Genomic DNA, 18,396 nt, shown 5'->3' with positions numbered 1-18,396 from the left:
CACAACTGGCTGCAAAGTGAGGGGGCATTCTACTCGCTATGCAAGGTCGCATAAATCGACTCGGCAAGCTTTTTACTGATTCCTGGTGCTTTTGCAATTTCTTCGACACTGGCACGGCCCAACTCCTGCAAGCCACCGAAGTGCTTGAGCAGGTCGCGCCGACGCTTAGGCCCTACCCCGGCCACATCTTCAAGGCTCGAGGTACGCCGCGCCTTGCCACGCCGGGCACGGTGACCGGTGATGGCAAAACGGTGCGCCTCGTCGCGAATCTGCTGGATCAGGTGCAGTGCCGGCGAGTCGCCCTTGAGGGTGAACTCATGGGCCGCATCGTTGAGGTACAGGGTTTCGAAGCCTGCCTTGCGCGTTACGCCCTTGGCCACACCGAGCAGGATCAGGTCGGTAATGGCCAGTTCCTGCAAGACATCCCGGGCCATGTTCAGCTGGCCCTTGCCACCGTCCACCAGGAGCACGTCGGGCATCTTGCCCTCGCCGTCCTTGAGCCGACCGAAGCGCCGGGTCAGGGCCTGGTGCATGGCGGCATAGTCGTCGCCCGGCGTCACCCCTTCGATGTTGAAGCGCCGGTAATCCGACTTCAGCGGGCCTTCGGGGCCGAACACCACGCAGGACGCCACCGTCGCCTCTCCGCTGGAGTGGCTGATGTCATAGCACTCAAGGCGCTGCGGCGGCTCGTCGAGGTCGAGCACTTGCGCCAGCGCCTCAAAGCGCGATGCCATGTGCTGACGGTTGGCCAGGCGCGCCATCAGCGCCTGCTCGGCGTTGGTCACCGCCAGTTGCTGCCAGCGCGCACGCGTACCGCGCACCCGGTGGCTGATGGTCAGCTCGCGGCCACGCAAGGACTCGATCGCGGCGGTAATGGCGGCAAAGTCTTCATGCACGACGTTAACGATCAGTTCGCTCGGCAGATCACGCTCGGCATTACCGATGTAATACTGGGACAGGAACGCGGCCATGACTTCGGCCACCTCCTCCTCGATTCCGACCTGGGGAAAGAAGTTCTTGCTGCCCAGCACCCGCCCGCCGCGCACGCTGATCAGGTGCACACAGGCGCCACCGGGGTTGGTGAACGCGGCGACAACGTCGACGTCACCGGTACCGCCTTCCATGCTCTGCTGATCCTGCACCCGGCGCAGCAAGGCGATCTGGTCGCGCAGCTCGGCGGCCTTCTCGAATGCCAGGGCCTGGGCCGCCTGCTCCATCTCGGCGTTCAGCTCGTTGGTCAGTTGATGGCTGCGCCCTTCCAGGAACATCACCGAGTGACGCACGTCCACGGCATATTCTTCCGGCTCGACCAGGCCCACGCACGGCGCCTTGCAACGTTTGATCTGGTATTGCAGACATGGCCGGGTGCGGTTGTTGTAGTAGCTGTCTTCGCACTGGCGGACAAAAAAAGTCTTCTGCAACAGGCTCAGGCTTTCACGGATGGCGCCTGCACTGGGATAAGGCCCGAAGTACTTGCCCTTCTGCTTTTTCGCCCCGCGATGAATCCCCAGCCGCGGGAACGGGCCATCGGACAGAAACACGTAGGGGTAAGACTTGTCGTCACGCAGCAGGATGTTGTAGGGCGGCCGCCATTCCTTGATCAGCGTCTGCTCAAGCAGCAGCGCTTCGGTTTCGTTGGCGGTAATCGTGGTTTCGACCTGGGCGATGCGCGCCACCAGGGCAGCCGTCTTCGGCGCCAGGCCGGTTTTGCGAAAATAGCTGGCCAGGCGCTTCTTCAGGTTCTTCGCCTTGCCGACATACAGCAGCCGGGCGTCACCGTCGAACATCCGGTAGACGCCTGGGCGACCGCTACAGGTCGCCAGGAAGGCACTTGGATCGAACACTGGGGTCATGATTTCAGAGACTGGCGTCGACCATGCCGTGGCGGACGGCCAGCAGCGTCAGTTCGACGTCGCTGGTAACCGAGAGTTTTTCGAAAATCCGATACCGGTAAGTATTGACCGTTTTCGGCGACAGGCACAGCTTGTCGGAAATGATCTGCACTTTCTGGCAGCCGACAATCATCAAGGCGATCTGGATTTCCCGCTCCGATAGCGCATCGAACGGCGAGCCTTGTGGCTGGTAGGGCTTGAGCGCCAGTTGCTGGGCGATCTGCGGGCTGATGTAGCGCTGCCCGGCGAACACCAGGCGAATGGCCTGGACCATTTCATCCAGGCCTGCGCCCTTGGTCAGATAACCCGCAGCACCGGCCTGTAACAATCGGGTGGGGAACGGGTCTTCTTCACAGACGGTCACCGCTACCACCTTCACGTCGGGATGGCTGCGCAACAGCTTGCGCGTGGCTTCAAGGCCACCGATACCGGGCATTTTCACGTCCATCAGGACCACGTCGGGCTTGAGCTCTCGCGCCACCTTCAAGGAAGCCTCGCCAGAGTCGGCCTCACCCACTACCTGCAAACCGTCGATATCGGCCAGCATGCGGGTGATGCCCGTACGCACCAGATCGTGGTCATCGACCACCAGTACCCTAATCAAGCAGACACCTCGCACCACGGCGACAATTGGATCCCGCCACCTTAGCAAAAAACCACACGCCAGAGCTAACGGAACACACCATCACAACGACGCCGACTTGTGCTTGCCCGCCACGTGGCCGAAAACCATCGGTCGCGCGCCAGGCATCTTCGTACACGCCCGGGGTAGAGCCGCGGCGAGGCTGGCGAGCAATTGCTGGACTGCGGCCTGATCAAGCGCCGCCAATTGCCGGTAGCAATCGAGCAAGCGGTCTTCCTCGGGGTTGAGGCTGCCGGGGTTTACCGGCGTACGCACACCGCTCAGTACATACAATGCATCCACGCCACGGGCGGCCACTGCGGCCAGGTAGTCCGCCTTGGGCGTGCGCTCGCCGCTTTCGTACTTGCCCTGGGCATTGGGCTCGACACCACCAATGTCACCGAACACGCGCTGGGTCAGCCCCAAGCGCTCCCGCTCTTCCCGTAGCCGGGCTCCGATTCCGTTCATTGCTGTACAAATTCCTTGAGACGTCATCCATCTGGGTCATCCACCCAAGCCCGCAGCTCAGGCCCTGGCCGGGCACTATGCACAAGAACGGGAAGGCTGCACAAGCCGCTATATGGCATGACGTGTCTGTGCTTGTCCGCACAAGGATGTTGACCTGTATCCCCTTGCACCAGAGAAAAGATGGCACTTCAATATCGCCCAGTTGAGTTAATTGCGGCAGCGAAAACACCGTCTAACATAATTAAAGAAAGTTCCAGACCAACTAGAGAAAAAAAGCAAAAATCCTCCCGGGCACCTGAAAAACAGTAAAAACCAATTATTTGACGCCATAAATACGACATATGGCGGATAGCCTGTTTTTTGACATATAACTTATTGACAACTTTAAGTCGTTGATTTTTAACAGTTTTTTAAACTTAACCAGTAATTATCAAGTTAATTTTAATTAACTAGACAAGAGTGCTTGCCGAACTAAAAACAACTCCCTTAGGATAAAAACAAGACAACGAACAACACGACCATCGCCTGATCAAAGCGCGATTAGTTTATGCGTGCTCGTCGCGTCGACATCACCGATAAATGGAGTAACCGGCTCAGTATTGCTGTGTCCGGAAGAGGGAACTATGAATATCAGTATTTTTGGGCTGGGCTATGTAGGTGCCGTGTGTGCAGGTTGTCTGTCTGCACGTGGCCACCAGGTGCTGGGGGTTGATATCTCCCAGGCCAAGATCGACATGATCAACCAGGGCAAGTCGCCCATCGTTGAACCCGGGCTTGAACAACTGCTGCTCGACGGCGTGAATCATGGTCGTCTGCGCGGCACCACCGATGTCCAGGCGGCGGTGCTAGCCACCGAGATGTCCCTGCTGTGCGTCGGTACCCCCAGCAAGAAAAACGGCGACCTCGACCTGGTCTACATGGAAGCCGTATGCCAGCAAATCGGTGAGGCCCTGCGCGACAAGGCCAGCCGCCACACCATCGTGGTGCGCAGTACCGTGTTGCCCGGCACCGCCAAGAATGTGGTCATCCCGTTGCTCGAGCAAGCCTCCGGCAAACGTGCAGGCATCGACTTCGGCGTGGCAGTGAACCCCGAGTTCCTGCGTGAAAGCACTGCCATCCAGGACTACGACTTCCCTGCCATGACTGTGATCGGTGAGCTTGACCAGCAGTCCGGCGACCTGCTCGAGTCACTGTACAAAGGCCTTGATGCCCCGGTGATCCGCAAGTCGATCGAAGTCGCCGAAATGATCAAGTACACCTGCAACGTCTGGCACGCGACCAAGGTCAGCTTCGCCAACGAGATCGGCAACATCGCCAAGGCCTCCGGCGTCGATGGCCGTGAAGTCATGGACGTGGTCTGCCAGGACTACAAGCTCAACCTGTCGCGCTACTACCTGCGCCCGGGCTTTGCCTTCGGCGGCTCGTGCCTGCCCAAGGACGTACGCGCCCTCACCTACCGCGCCGGTCAACTGGACGTCGAGCACCCGCTGCTGGCCTCGATCATGGACAGTAACCGTAACCAGGTACGCAATGCCTTCGATCTGATCGCCCGCCAGGACAAGCGCCGTATCGCGCTGCTGGGCCTGAGCTTCAAGGCCGGCACCGACGACCTGCGTGAAAGCCCGCTGGTGGAGCTGGCCGAGATGCTCATCGGCAAAGGCTTCGAGCTGAGTATCTACGACAGTAACGTCGAGTACGCCCGGGTGTTCGGGGCCAACCGCGACTACATCGAATCGAAGATCCCGCACGTGTCGTCCTTGCTCTGCAGCGACCTCGAACAGGTGATCCGTGACGCCGACGTGATTGTGCTGGGCAACAACGACGAGCGTTTCGCCCTGGCCCTGGAAGCATCCACCGACAAACAGGTCATCGACCTGGTCGGCTTCATGCCCCACGGCAGCACCACCCACCAACAGGGTATCTGCTGGTAACGCCAAGGGTTGCATCAGCACACCCCGCACGCACCCAGGCCTGCGCCTGAGCGAACAGAACACTTGCCATCGACTGCCTGCCGCCCTGCGGCCGGGCCCGGCACGTGCGCTTTTTGCTCAGGCTCAGGCGCCTGTTCAACGGAGCAAGCGCTAGATGGAACGTCAGCAACAACCGCCTTCAGGCGCACGACGGGCAGCCGCGAGTTTCTGCTCCTGGGCCTGCCTGTTCGGCCTGATCGCCCTGGCCTCGGAGATGATCGCCCCGGCGTATCTGGATCCGAGTCACCACAGCTTCATCTTCATCATCGGCACCCTGGGCATGTGGCGCTATGGCAACGCCTTTGTCCACTTCAGCCGCGGCATGTACTTCCTGCACTGGAAGTTCCCGCGCATGCGCAAGGCCGTCGAGCGCATGGGCGACGCCGCCTTGCCGTCGCACATGTTCATGGTGGTTACCAGCTTTCGCATCCCCACCCACACCACCTTCAAGGTGTACCAGTCGGTGTTCCAGGAAGTGCAACGGCTCAAGGTGCCATGCACGGTGATTGCCTCGATCGTGGAAAAGGGCGACGAGCAGTTCATCAAAGAGATCATGCGCAACGAAGTCAGCGATCGCGATGACATCAAGCTGGTCATCGTGCGTGCCCGCGGTACCGGCAAACGTGATGGCCTGGCCCACGCGTTTCGCGCCCTGTCCCGGCAGATGCCGATGGAAAATGCCGTGGTCGGCGTCGTCGACGGCGACACCATGATGCTGCCTGGCTGCGTCGAGCGCGCAGTCAAGCTGTTCGCCTACCTGCCCAAAGTGGGCGGCCTGACCACCAACGAGTTCTGCGAAGTCGAAGGCAGCAGCCTGATGCGTCAGTGGCACTCGATGCGCTTCGTGCAGCGTCACATCAACATGTGTTCGATGGCGTTGTCGCACCGGGTATTGACCCTGACCGGGCGGCTGTCGTTCTTTCGCGCCAGTGTCATGACCGATCCGGACTTTATCCGCGACGTTGAGGCCGACTTTCTCGAGCACTGGCGCCTGGGCCGCTTCCAGTTCCTCACCGGCGATGACAAATCATCCTGGCTGAGCCTGATGCGCGCCGGCTGGGACACCTTCTACGTGCCCGACAGCAACACCCTGACCGTCGAGCATCCACCAGACAACAGCTTCTGGCGCGCCACCCGCCAGTTGATGTTTCGCTGGTACGGCAACTCCCTGCGCCAGAACTTCCGCGCCACTGCCCTGCTCGGCCGTGCGCGACTGGGCCTGTTCACCCTGTATGTGCTGCTCGATCAGCGCGTGTCGATGTGGACCTGCCTGATGGGCCTGACCGCCTCGGTGGTGGCCGGCCTGGTGTTCGGTATCCAGTACCTGCTGGTGTACCTGTTCTGGGTGCTGCTGTCGCGCAGCATTGTCACCGTGCTGTTTCTGTTCGCCGGCCACCCGGTGAGCCCGGTGTACCCGTTCGTTCTTTATTACAACCAGATTGTTGGCTCGGTGATGAAAATCTATGCGCTGTTCCACATGGACCAACAGCGCTGGACCCGACAGAAAACCACGATAAGCAACGGTAGCGTCGACTTCGATGCCGCCCTGAACCGCTGGTCCTCCAAGGCGATGCTGTTTTCGTCCATCGCGATCTTCTTCGGGGTCATCTCGGTTCTTCTCGAACTCACGCAACGTTAAGGAAAGGCGCCTGCCATGAGTAGCTCAAGTACACCCGTAATCCCTGGCAAAAAAGCCGCTGCCAACGTCGTCCATGAAGCGATTGACGAGCGCCAGTATGTACGTACCCGCATCGACGCCCACGTGACCCTGACCGCAGCAGGCCAGCCCACGGTCGAAACCAGCCTGCAGGACATTTCCCTGGGCGGTATCGGCCTGCGCCACGACAAGCCGTTGACCATTGGCAGCCTGTACAACGCCTCGATCCGCCTGCGCCTGAACCAGGTCAACCTGAGTCTGGACGGCAAAGTGCGGATCGTGTCGCAGCGCGGGGAAGAAGTCGGCGCGCAGTTCGTCGATCTGGACGCGCAAAAGCGTGACATTTTGCGCTACATCATCAGCGCCTACCTGTCGGGCGAGATTGCCGACATCAATGGCCTGTTCAACGTGATGCAGCGCGAGAACTACATCAAGGAGCGCAAGCAGCAGCACGCCAGCGCACGCAGCAGCGGCGATCGCTTCAAGGCCGTGGCCGGCACCCTGCTGTACACCGCGGCGGGCCTGGCTGCCCTCGGCTTTGTCGCCTACAAGAGCTACCAGCTGTTTTTCCGCATTCCGGCGGTACAAGCCCAGGTGTCGGCCAATGCCCGGGTCATCAGCATGCCCGACAACGGCTACGTGAAATACCTCATGCAGCCCGGCCAGAACGAGGTGAAGGCCGCCCAGCCGCTGGCCAGCGTGTCCACCCAGCTGGCCACCAGCTTCACCAGCCCGGCAGACATCAAGGCCGTGGCCGATCTGTCGCCCGGTGACCTGCAGACCCTGCTCGGCCGCGCGACCATCGAAACCGTGATCAACAGCCCGTGCGACTGCGACGTCTACTTCCCCGGCAAGCCGCTGGACGGCTACGGCTACAAACAGGCACCACTGATGCATTTGCTGCCGCGCGATGAGGCGCTGTTCGTCACCGCCAACGTGCCGTTCGACAAACTGGACGACATTTCCCGGGTGACTTCGGTCGACCTGAAGGTGTTCGGCCTCGACGAGCATTTCACCGGCAAAGTCGTCGACTCGCATGTAGATGAGGCCAACAAGAACCTGGCCCTGACCATTGCCCCGGACACCCCGCTGCCACGTCAGGCCTACCAGAAACCGGTCGCGGTCGACCTGTTCCTGGGCTTGCCGTTCACGGCGTCGCGCTGAGCACGAAGGAAGGAATGGCAATGAACGCGATGATCCCCTCCCGCCTGCTGCTCGCCGGCCTGTGTGTCGCTGGTGCCGGCGTTGCTTCGGCCAGCCAGAGCCTGGAGCAGGTGCGCTATGCGCTGTACAAGGACCCCAGCGCCAATGTCAGTGGCGACCTGCGCGTGCTGTCCGAACGTGGCGACCTGGCGTCCAAGTTGCTGCTCGGCGATGTCCTGGCCAACACCGATGGCGCCAACCGCCAGGAGGTGATCACGCTGTACAAGGACGCGTTCGCAGACGGCCGTGGGCAGGTTCCGGCACTGGCTTCCCTGGCGCGCCTGCTCGACCGTACCCCGAGCCTGCAAGCGGGCCAGCGCGAGTGGATGGCCCAGGCGTTGACGCGCTACCCGGCCAACCTCGACCCGCGCAATACCAGCACCACCCTTGAGGTGTTCCTGGTTTACCCGCAACTGGTCTCCACCGAACAGGCCCGACAACTGCTCGCGCTGTACCAGCAAGCGTGCCTGCTCAACTGCCGCCCCGAGTTGTACCGGGCGGTGCTGGCTGAACGCGAGGGCGACCGGCAGCGCGCCGAGCTCGAGTACCAGCAGGCCGTGGCCGTGGATGTCCGGGCGATAGACCGCTACTACCGCTTTCTCGGCGACGACCAGGACCGCGCCTTCCCGGCGTTTGCCCGCAGCCTGGAAGCCCGGCGACCCACCCTGCCGGTCGACATCGTGCACCGCATCGGCTCGCTGCTCGACAGCATCAACAGCGTGCAGCGCGCCGATTTTGAAGCCGACCGCTACGAGCGCCAGACCCGTGCCATGGGCCCGGCCCGGGTACCACCCGACGCCGCCCAGCTGGCGATGGAAAAAGCCCGCGGCGAGACCCTCGACACCGCCCGGGCCGAAGCCCACCGCTGGCGTGACAACGCCGCCGAGCGGGGCTTTGTACCGGCCATGGTGTCCAGGACCAACTTCATGATCTCCAACCCCACCGAGCATAACGCCGAGGAAACCCAAGCCCTGATCGACCAGGTGAAAAGCCGTGAACCGACCCGCGCCAAAGCGCTGCAGGCGTCGTTCTACATGGTCAACAACTGGCTGACCCTGGACCCGGAAAAAGCCCGCGCGCTGATCGATGAACTGATCGCCGGCAACTACCCCGACGCCCAATTGCTGCTGGCGGAGTACTACAGCAAGGGCGTGGAAGACGAGCCGGACCAGGACAAGGCCCTGCAGATTTTCCAGGCCCAGGCCGAGGCCGGCTCCACCGCCGCCTGGTACCGCATGGCCACCTTGCACGCTTACGGCCGCGCCGTCTGCCATGACCCGGTCAAGGCCTACACCTATGCCCAGGTGGCCCTGGCGCTCGGTGAAAACGGTGCACGCGGCCTGATCAAGCGCCTGCAAAAGACCCTTAAAAAGGATGACATCGAGCGTGCCCTGGCGGCACGTGCCGATCTGTTGAAGGAAGCAACCCTGTGAAAGCGCATCACTCCCTGTTCGGCGCCCTGCTGGCACTGGCACCGCTGTGCCCGGCCCTGGCCGCCGAAGAAATCACCGGCCCCGAGGCCGACAGCAACGAACCTGTACGGGTGGCCAGCAACGACGGCAGTGCGCCGGTGATCACGTCAGAGTTTTTCAACAAACTGACCGTGCAGACCGGCTACGGCCCGGAAAACTCCGAGGTCGGGCGCAGCCGCGAAATGTTCTACAGCCTGCGCTACGAGCCATCCTTTGCCTGGTATTCACCGGAAAAGCGCTGGGCCAAATGGATGGTCTATGGCCGCCTGTGGCTGAACTACGACTCCAGCCAGTCGATCAGCACCCAGAACGAGAACAGCAACAGTTTCGACCGCGAACAGCCCGAAGGCTGGTACGCCGAGCTGCGCGAGCTGTACGTCAAACGCAACCTGCTTGGGGATGACCCGCGCTTCTCGCTGTCGGTCGGTCGCCAACGCTACTTCGATGACTACGGCATCTGGTGGGACGACAGCCTGGAGTCGCTGCGCTTCAACTACAACGACACTTTTTCCCGTGGCTTTTTTGCGGTGGGGCAGAAGTTCTACAACTACAACAGCGACGTCAACAGCCTGGCCGACAGCGAAGAGCGCACCACCTACCTGATGGGTGAGTACGCCTACCGCTGGAGCGAGAACAACTGGGCCGGCGCACGCCTGATGCACGAAAACGATCACAGCGGCCACGACCCGGAAGACCGCTACGACTTCAAGGGCATGCGCTATGGCGTGTTCTTCAAGGGCGATAACCTGGATGTCAGCCCGCTGTTCAGCGACTACCACCTGGAACTGGCCGCCCTCGACGGCAAGGTCGACAACACCGATGGCAACGGCGTCACCAGCACCGGCCATTCGGCCAGCGGCTGGGCGGCCCTCGGCGAAATCGGCAAACGTTTTCACGATCTGCCCTGGACACCACGGGTGGCCCTGCGCGGCGGTCTCACCGACAAACCGAGCAACGACAACGACGGCTTCCGCCTCAATGCCATCCAGTCCGACCGCATTACCCGCCAGGGCAGCTACAGCACGCGCCTGACCAGCTCATTCATCAGCCTCGACCTGCGCAACCTGAGCTACTACGGCGTCAGCCTGGAAACCAACCCGACGCCGCGCAGCGCCCTGGACCTGCGCGTAACCGACCTGACCTTGCGCGATGCCGACGGCACCCTGCCCGTGCGTATCGATGGCGATCAGCGCAGCAAACGCAACGAAGAGCTGCGCAGGAACACCTACCAGGGCGGCAAGGATGTCGGGCAGATGTTCGACCTCAATTACTACTGGAAGATGTTTCCGGTGGCCATCGACGGCAAGCACCTGGACGTCAACGCCCTGGTCAGCGCCAGCTACCTCAAGGCCGGCAACGCCCTGGACAGCGGCGACGACTACCAGCTGAGCGTCGGCGTCGTGATCAGCTACTAAGGACGGTCCTTCCGATGATCTTTGCCTCCAACGTCTTCCTGTTTCTTTACTTGCCGCTGTTCCTCGCCGTGTATTTTTTGTCGCGGCCACAGTGGCGCTCGACCGTGATCGTCGCCGCCAGTTACATCTTCTATGCCTGGTGGCGTCCGGACTTCCTGTTGCTGTTCGTTGCCATCACCTACTGGAACTACTGGTTCGGCCTGCGCATCAAGGGGCGCCTGGATGCCGGCGATAAACGCTGGGCCCTGCGCCTGCTGTGGATCGGCATCGTCGGCAACCTGTCGACCCTGGGCTACTTCAAATACGCCAACTTCGGGGCTGAAGTGCTGGCCGCCCTGCTCGCCCCGCTGGGCATCAACACCTGGAGCCTGGAGACCATCTTCCTGCCGCTGGGCATCTCCTTCTACGTGTTCCATGCCCTGAGCTACATCGTCGACATCTACCGCAAAGACGCGACGCCGACGAACAACTTCATCGACTTTGCCGCCTTTGTCGCGCTGTTCCCGCACCTGGTCGCCGGCCCGATCCTGCGCTACAGCCAGCTGGCACCGCAGCTGCGCCAGCGTACCCACTCCCTGGAGCTGTTTTCCCTGGGGGTGTGCCGCTTCATGCTCGGCTTCATCATGAAGGTGCTGATCGCCGACCAGCTGGCACCGATCAACGTGCTATTCATCAGCGAAGGCACCTTGCAGTTCAGCGATGCCTGGTTTGGCCTGGTGGTGTCGACCCTGCAGCTCTACTTCGACTTTGCCGGCTACAGCCATATGGCCCTGGGCCTGGCGTTGATGATGGGTTTCCGCTTTCCGGAAAACTTCAACCAGCCTTATGTGTCGCAGAGCATCACCGAGTTCTGGGCGCGCTGGCACATGACCCTGGCGCATTTCCTGCGTGACTACGTGTACATGCCACTGGTGCGCAAACGCGTGGCCGGTGCCCTGCCGGCACTGGTCTACACCATGCTGCTGTCGGGCCTGTGGCACGGCGCAAGCTTCGCCTTCATCTGCTGGGGCCTGTTCTTTGGTCTGGGCATGGTCATCGAGCGCAAGTTCAACCTCGCCACCAAGGTCACCACGCCCTACCACCTGGGGCGCAACGTGCGCACCTTCCTGCTGATCATCCTGAGCATGCCGCTGTTCTTCACCAACGACCTGCGCCACAGCCTGGACATCTACCAGGCGCTGTTCGGCCTCAATGGCTTCGGCTCGCTGGACGTGTACGTGCTCGGCGCGTCGAAGATGGCCATGTCGTTTGCCGCCGTCGCCCTGTGCTGGCTGGTGCTGGCCGGCAGCAACAACGTGCGCTTCTACGCCGGCAATAAAGAGCAGTACTTCATGCAGCATGTCGGCGGCCTCAAGGCCGTGCTGCTGTGGGCCGGTTTCGGCCTGGCCCTGAGCAGCCTGGCGGCGAACTCCTTTTCACCCTTTCTGTATTTTCAGTTCTAGGAGATGGCCATGTACCCGGTCATGAATTCGGCGAGCAAGGTCAACGGCATTCTGTTTGCCGTGGTGCTGGCGGGAATGTTCGTCTACTCGCTGCCGCCGGTGTTCAGCTTCGCCAAAAACCAGAGCGATGCCTGGAACCTGTTTGTCGATGGCAAGTTGCTGCGCAAGTTCGAGCAGGTCTATGACAAGCGCTTCTTCCTGCGCGAGCCTTCGGTAGAGCTCTGGGCCAACGCCCAGTACCGACTGTTTGGCGAAGGCACCAAAGGCGTGGTGCTGGGCAAGGACGGCTGGTTGTTCACCAACCAGGAATACCGCGTACCGAACAACCTGCAGGCGAATCTGGACGGCCAGCTGGCACAGATCGCCGAGGTCGAGCAACAACTCAAGGCGCACAACAAGCGCCTGATCCTGCTGCCGTTGCCGATGAAAGTGGATGTTTACGCAGCCCACGCCGCGCGTGCCGTCGACCCGCGGGCCATCAGCCTCTACGACCGGTTTGTCGCCGGCCTGCAGGCACGCTCGATCGAGGTTACGCCGCTGCGTGCGGCGTTCCTCGGCAACCTCGCCGGCCCGTCGCTGTTTCTCAAGTCCGACACCCACTGGAGCCCGGAAGGCGCGCGCCTGACGGCCTACGAGCTGGCGCGTCAGCGCCCGGAGCTGCTCGGTGATGAGCGTTACGTGTCGCACAAGGTCGCGGACAAAACCGTCAAGGGCGACTTGATGAACTACATCCAGTTCAACCACGCGCAGATGGCCCCGCAGTATGGCCCCAGCCAGATTGCCCTGTACGAAACCCTCAAGGCTGAGCAGAGCACCGATGCGCTGTTTGCCGACGAGCAACAGAGCCTGCTGCTGGTGGGCACCAGCTACAGCAAGATCGATGACTGGAACTTCACCGGTTTTCTCAAGGAGGCGCTTAACCGCGACCTGCTCAGCGTGGCGGTGGAGGCGCGCGGCCCGTTCGAGGCCATGCAGCAGTTCCTCGCCAGCGACGACCTGAACAACCCGCAGATCGATACCGTGGTCTGGGAATTCCCCCTGCGCACCCTGCTTGCCCATCGCCTGGGCTCGCTGAGCCGGCCAGGCCAGACCCAGCACTTCTGACAATTTCAAGGAGATCACCATGCACCGTTCGCTCAAGCACCTGCTCACCGCCAGTACCCTGTTGCTGGTCAGCACCCAAGGCATGGCCGCCGAAGGCAATGCCGACCTGTACGACGCCGTGGCGCCCGCCGACTCCGCCTTTGTGCGGGTGCTGAACCTGTCCGACAGCAACATCGACGTGACCCTGAGCGGCAAGGTCAACCCGCAGCGCGTCGCTGCCGGCCAACTGAGTGGCTACCGCTTCACCCCGGCCGGCGCCCACAAGATCGCCGTCGGCAGCAAGGCCATCGAACCGCGGCTCACCGCCAACGCCGCCAGCACCGTGGTCTATGACGGCAACACGCTGACCCTGATCGCCGACAAGTACATCAACGAGCCGAAAAAAGCCCAGGTTGCGTTCTACAACCTGACCCCGGCCAAGGTCGCGCTGAAAACCGTCGACGGCAAGAGTGTGGTGGTCGACACCCTCGGCAAGGACCAGACCGGCAGCCGCCTGGTCAACGAAATCAAGATCGGCTTTGCCGCCTATGACGATCAGCAGAAAGTCGCCCAGTTCGACGAACTGTTCCTCAAGAAAGGCCGCTCCTACAGCTACGTGCTGCTGCCCCAGGGCGCCGGCTATCGCAGCATGAGCCTGGCCAACAGCATCGACCCGAGCGAGTGAGTGGCACCATGAAGAGTCTTTTCGCCCTTGGCCTTGCCGCCGCCAGCACGCTGTTCAGCGTGCACGGCGCGGCAGCCGACACTGCCCCGCCCGCCACGTGCAAGGGGCTGGAGTGCCTGACCTGTACCGCCCTGAGCGATCCTCAGCAGTACACCGAAGGCCGCATGAAGCTGATGCGCGAAATCGTCCCGGGCAAGGACCGCTGGCTGTTCCGCTCGGCCGTCGACCTGACCAACGATTTTGGCATCCCGGCGCCCATGCGCCCCGAGTTCAAGCGCCTGATGGATACCTTCCATCGCCAGGGCATCCAGGTGGCGATGGCCATCCAGCCGACCCGTGGCCTGATGCACCGCGACAAACTGTATGCCGACAAACTGCACGGCTTCGATTTTGCCCGCGCCAGCGGCAACCTCGACGCCTACCTGAAGCAATTGCGTAGCGGCGGCGCCGTGGTGGCGCCGATGATGCAGCTGGTGCACACACCGCCCAAGGGTGAGTTCTTCTTCCGCCGCGACCACCACTGGACGCCAGCCGGTGCCGAAGCCACCGCCCGCCTGCTGGCCGACGAGGTGCGCCGCCAGCCGTTCTATGCCGCACTGGATAAAAAGCAGTACCGCACCGAACCCGGCGTGATGGTGCCCAAGGACGGCACGCTGAACCTGGCGCTGAGCTACATCTGCGGCAACAACTACGGTTTCCAGTATGTGCGCGGTTTCCAGACCATCCCGCAGGACCAGGGCGCCGATGCCCTGTTCGACGAGGCGCCGGACCCGCAGGTGATTCTGGTTGGCGACAGTAACGCCGCCGCCCGTGAAGACGAGAGCAAGCAGTTCAACTTCGACGGCTACCTCAAGCAGTACCTGGACGTCGACATCCTCAACTACGCCCTGCCCGGCGTCGGCCAGGACGGCTCGCTGCTCGAGTACCTGCTGTCGGAGAACTACAAGCCCAAGGCACCACCCAAGCTGATCATCTGGGAGCTGCCGGCCAACTACCAGCTGGACTCCGACCTGATGTACCGCCAGTTGATCCCGGCAGTCAAAGGCGGCTGCCCGGTGTCCACCGAAGTCATGGCCAACCGTTTGCAGCGCCCGGCACTGAAGGTCAACGAACGCATCGAGCTGCTCAGCAATGCGGGTGACGCGCGCAAGAACGTCAACGGTGGCTTCCTCGACATCCGCATCAGCGACAAGAACGTCAAGGACTTCTACGTGATCGTCTATTACGACAACGGTGCCCGTGACAAGGTCTGGTTCCGCCGTGAAGCGGTGGTAACCGGCGGCCAGTATTACCTGGAGCTCAGTCGCGCCAAGGAATTTGCCGGGGCCAACCTGTTGGCGGTGTTCATGGAGCCGACCCAGCCCGGCAGCGCTGCCACCCAGGTGGAAACCCGACTATGCCTGTAAAAACCTGGAGCGCACTGGCCCTGGGCCTGTGCGCCAGCCTGCAGCTGAGTCACAGCCTGGCGGCCAGTTCGATCTGGCCGCCACGGGCCACCGCGCAGTCGGCGATGATCGCCGACTACCGCACCCTGCAGTGCAGCCAGCAAGCGCCTGAACCCTACACCGGCAGCTTGCAGATGCAGAGCAAGTACGACCAGCGCGATGCGAGCAAATCAACGCTGCGCAGCCAGCCCGATGCCGACAGCGAAAAAATCGGCAAGCAGGTCAAGCAGTTCATCGGTGGTCTGATCTATGCCAGCAAGCGCTTCCAGCGGGCCAAGTCGCCCCAGCAAGCCAACATGGCGCTGGCCTGCCAGGACCAGTGGCTGCAGCAGTGGGCGCAAGCCGGCGCCCTGCTCAACCCCGATGCCAGCAGCACCGGCATGGCGGCGCGCAAGTGGGCGGTGGCCGCCATGGCCTCGGCCTTGCTGATGACCCAGGCCGCCAGCGACGGCAAGCTGCAGCTGTCGGCGCAGCAAAAAGACTGGTTCCGGCAGTTGGGCGAACGCATCATCGCCGAGTACCAACCGCGCCGGGCACAAGGCTTTGCCTGGTTCAACAACCATGACTACTGGGCCGCCTGGGCGGTGGCTGCCACCGGCATGCTGATTCAGCGCGACGACTTCATCCAGTGGGCCGACGGCAACCTGCGCCTTGGCCTGCAGCAAGCCGTCAAGGGCAGCGACGGCAGCTATGCCTACCTGCCGCTGGAAGTGGCCCGCGGCAAGCTGGCCGCGACCTACAGCCAGTACGCGCTGGTGCCGCTGGTGTTGCTGGCCGAGTCGGCGCGTGCCAACGGCCTGCCGTGGAGCGACGACGACCAGCACACCCTGGAACTGCTCGGCAACTTCGCCGCACGCAGCATTCTCGACCCCGACAACCTGCCCGAGCTCAAGGGCCAGTCGCAGATTGCCGTGGCCCCGTACAAACTGGCCTGGCTGATCCCCTTCCTCCAGCGTGCCCCGGACAACCGCCTGGCGCGCCAGCTGTATGACAGCGAAGACGGCGACGTCGACAACTACAGCCAGATTGGCGGCCCGATCAAGCCGCTGTATCCCCCATTGCCGTAACCCAAGGACGAACCGCCATGGCCATGCGCCCCTTTTCCCTTTGTGGCCTCGCAGCCCTGTTCATCGCTGGCGCGGCCCACGCTGCCAGCCCGGGCCTGCCGCTGCAGCCGTCGATGACGGCAATCAGCTACAGCGAGCATCAGCTGCAACTGCAACAGCTGCAGCACCAGGTCGACCGGGCCGTGCAGCTGCAACTCCCGGAACGCCCACGCCCGGCAGGCCGTGCCAGCGTCGCCCTGCAACCGATGTTTTCATCGCAAGCCGGCAGCTGGCCGTTCGAACCGTTCGTCAACAACGGGCTGTTCCGCGCCATTGCCGGCTACCAGGCGCACCACCCGCAGGCGGTACTGATTCGTGGCGGCAGCATTACCTTGGCACAGTTGCACGATGCCCTTGGCAACCCACGGATCCTCAAGCCTTATAAGGATGGCTACCTGCTCAGCTACCCGCTGGTGATCGGCAATGACGCCGGGCTGGTGCTCGAAGGCACCAGCCTCTACCTGTACAGCTACTCGGGTACCGCACTGATCAATCAGGGCTGGCTGGGCCTGAACCAGTCGCGCCTGGAGAGTGTGGCCGGTGACAAGCCCGGCAGTACCGACCGTGCCTGGCGCCCCTTCGTGGTGGCCTGGGCGGGTAGCCACACCCAGATTGTTGGCTCGACCCTGGAACGTCTCGGCTACAACGCCAACCTGTCCCGTGGCCTGAGTACCGCCCTTAGCAGCCAGCAGGCACCCGCCCCCCCCAAAGCCACGCTGATTGTGCGCGACAGCCGGTTCACCGACCTGTCCAGCGCGGTAGAGCTGCAACACAGCCAGGCGCAAATCAAAGACAGCCGCTTCGAGCAGTCCCAGCAATACGCCATCGATGTGCGCGACAGCCAGGTCAACCTGGTGAACAACCAGCTGCGCGGCATCGACAACAACAGCGGTATTCGCCTGCGCGGGCAGACCGTGGCGCGGGTCGAGCGCAACCTGATCCTCGGGGCCAACAAGGCAGCGATTGAAATCAGCGACCAGCGTGGCGCCCTGCTGCTCAAGGGCAACCTGATCGGCGACAGCCGTGGCAACGGCCTGCAGCTGCGCAACCTGGCGGCCACTGCGCAAGCACCGCTGCTGATCGAAGACAACCTGATCGGCAACAGTCAGGGCAGCGCCGTGGATGCCAGCGAAGTCAGCAGCGCCACACTGATCAACAACCGCATCGGCAACACACCGGAATACGCCGTCAGCTTGCGCAATGCGACGCCGCTGGCCGGGCCGCTAACGCTCAGCGGCAATACCCTGGGGAAAGCCGGCAAGGCCGTGGTGCGGGTCGAAGGGATGCAACAGGCGGTCATCGGCCCGAATCAGTTCGAAGGCAAGGCGTTGTTGCAGAACCTGTTGATCGGCGACTGGCTGGCCCTGCAGGGGCCACTGCTCGATGCGACCCAGCGCCAAGGCTGTGTGGTTCGGGTCAACCAGGCGACCCGGGCGGCGCCGGCGCCGCTGCTGTGCCTGCAGCGCGCCAGTCAATAACGCGCTGCATCCGCATGAAGCACTCATCCTCACCCACGGCATCGAACCCCTGGCGCCGGTAAAGGACCTGCGCCGGGTTACTCTTGAACACCGTCAGGCGCATCAGCGGCAGGCGCCGCTCGGCCGCCCAGCGGGCCAACAGTTCCAGCACCTGGGTGCCGATGCCCTGGCCGCGGGCGCTCTCGATCAGGTGCAGCTCGCGGATATACAGGGCCAGACGGTCCTGGCTCAGGCTGCAGAAACCGAGCAGTTGGTCATCCTCGACAATCAACCACTGTTCGCGCCAGCTCCAGGCCTGGTCGAAGGCTTCTTCGATCCAGAGCAGATCGAATTCATGGTAATAGCGCAGCATGGCGCGGCGGGTCAGGTCGCGGGCGAAGGTGCAGTGCTGGTCAGTCGCGGGGGTCAGTTGCACGGCCATGGATTCACATTCTGTAGGGTAGGCATGTAGGAGCCGG

Annotated in this window: 15 protein-coding genes; 11 read left to right on the top strand and 4 right to left on the bottom strand. The window is 62.5% G+C overall.

Annotation, left to right across the window (positions count from 1 at the left end; translation table 11 throughout):
- Window positions 1–29 precede the first annotated feature (29 nt).
- From uvrC to I5S59_RS10115, 3 genes are all read right to left on the bottom strand, one after another.
- Entirely contained in the window at window positions 30–1,853 is a 1,824-nt protein-coding gene (gene uvrC / locus I5S59_RS10125) for an excinuclease ABC subunit UvrC (protein WP_128325610.1), read from the bottom strand.
- A gap of 4 nt (window positions 1,854–1,857) precedes the next feature.
- Window positions 1,858–2,496: a UvrY/SirA/GacA family response regulator transcription factor gene (gene uvrY / locus I5S59_RS10120; protein ID WP_197876468.1), complete on the bottom strand. Its 639-nt coding sequence runs from the start codon at window positions 2,494–2,496 to the stop codon at window positions 1,858–1,860.
- Between the two features lie 81 nt (window positions 2,497–2,577).
- Window positions 2,578–2,982, bottom strand: a complete 405-nt coding sequence (locus I5S59_RS10115) for a helix-turn-helix domain-containing protein (protein WP_197876467.1) — start codon at window positions 2,980–2,982, stop codon at window positions 2,578–2,580.
- Window positions 2,983–3,605: 623 nt separating this feature from the next.
- Here I5S59_RS10115 and I5S59_RS10110 point away from each other — a divergent pair.
- From I5S59_RS10110 to I5S59_RS10060, 11 genes are all read left to right on the top strand, one after another.
- Window positions 3,606–4,913 (top strand): nucleotide sugar dehydrogenase, encoded by a 1,308-nt coding sequence (locus I5S59_RS10110; RefSeq protein WP_197876466.1) that lies wholly within the window; start codon window positions 3,606–3,608, stop codon window positions 4,911–4,913.
- 154 nt (window positions 4,914–5,067) lie between these two features.
- Complete coding sequence (locus tag I5S59_RS10105; RefSeq protein WP_197876465.1) at window positions 5,068–6,591, top strand: glycosyltransferase; 1,524 nt, start codon at window positions 5,068–5,070, stop codon at window positions 6,589–6,591.
- Between the two features lie 15 nt (window positions 6,592–6,606).
- A complete protein-coding gene (locus I5S59_RS10100) occupies window positions 6,607–7,773 on the top strand; it encodes a PilZ domain-containing protein (RefSeq protein WP_197876464.1) in 1,167 nt (388 codons plus the stop codon).
- Window positions 7,774–7,793: 20 nt separating this feature from the next.
- Window positions 7,794–9,245 (top strand): tetratricopeptide repeat protein, encoded by a 1,452-nt coding sequence (locus I5S59_RS10095; RefSeq protein WP_197876463.1) that lies wholly within the window; start codon window positions 7,794–7,796, stop codon window positions 9,243–9,245.
- Window positions 9,242–10,699, top strand: coding sequence for an alginate export family protein (locus I5S59_RS10090; RefSeq protein ID WP_197876462.1), 1,458 nt, complete (start codon window positions 9,242–9,244; stop codon window positions 10,697–10,699). The genes I5S59_RS10095 and I5S59_RS10090 overlap by 4 nt, the downstream gene beginning before the upstream one ends.
- 14 nt (window positions 10,700–10,713) lie before the next feature.
- Window positions 10,714–12,141 (top strand): MBOAT family O-acyltransferase, encoded by a 1,428-nt coding sequence (locus I5S59_RS10085; RefSeq protein ID WP_197876461.1) that lies wholly within the window; start codon window positions 10,714–10,716, stop codon window positions 12,139–12,141.
- Between the two features lie 9 nt (window positions 12,142–12,150).
- The gene (locus tag I5S59_RS10080; protein WP_197876460.1) at window positions 12,151–13,245 is read left to right on the top strand and encodes an alginate O-acetyltransferase; all 1,095 of its coding nucleotides are present in this window, start codon (window positions 12,151–12,153) and stop codon (window positions 13,243–13,245) included.
- A gap of 19 nt (window positions 13,246–13,264) precedes the next feature.
- Complete coding sequence (locus tag I5S59_RS10075; protein ID WP_197876459.1) at window positions 13,265–13,909, top strand: alginate O-acetyltransferase AlgF; 645 nt, start codon at window positions 13,265–13,267, stop codon at window positions 13,907–13,909.
- Window positions 13,910–13,917: 8 nt separating this feature from the next.
- On the top strand, window positions 13,918–15,315 hold the full coding sequence (locus tag I5S59_RS10070; RefSeq protein WP_197876458.1) for an alginate O-acetyltransferase AlgX-related protein: 1,398 nt from the start codon (window positions 13,918–13,920) through the stop codon (window positions 15,313–15,315).
- Complete coding sequence (locus I5S59_RS10065; RefSeq protein WP_197876457.1) at window positions 15,306–16,421, top strand: polysaccharide lyase; 1,116 nt, start codon at window positions 15,306–15,308, stop codon at window positions 16,419–16,421. Before I5S59_RS10070 ends, I5S59_RS10065 begins: the two co-directional genes overlap by 10 nt.
- A 17-nt stretch (window positions 16,422–16,438) precedes the next feature.
- Window positions 16,439–17,938: a right-handed parallel beta-helix repeat-containing protein gene (locus tag I5S59_RS10060; RefSeq protein WP_232239681.1), complete on the top strand. Its 1,500-nt coding sequence runs from the start codon at window positions 16,439–16,441 to the stop codon at window positions 17,936–17,938.
- On the opposite strand, the gene I5S59_RS10055 is transcribed toward I5S59_RS10060, so the two are convergent.
- The gene (locus tag I5S59_RS10055; protein ID WP_197876456.1) at window positions 17,877–18,359 is read right to left on the bottom strand and encodes a GNAT family N-acetyltransferase; all 483 of its coding nucleotides are present in this window, start codon (window positions 18,357–18,359) and stop codon (window positions 17,877–17,879) included. The two genes, I5S59_RS10060 and I5S59_RS10055, sit on opposite strands and share 62 nt — an antisense overlap.
- Between the last annotated feature and the right edge of the window lie 37 nt (window positions 18,360–18,396).

The organism is Pseudomonas alkylphenolica (assembly GCF_016009175.1).
Classification (GTDB): Bacteria; Pseudomonadota; Gammaproteobacteria; order Pseudomonadales; family Pseudomonadaceae; genus Aquipseudomonas; species Aquipseudomonas alkylphenolica_B.
Note: the sequence above shows the minus strand (reverse complement) of the source record. Positions and strands in the feature narration are given on the sequence as shown.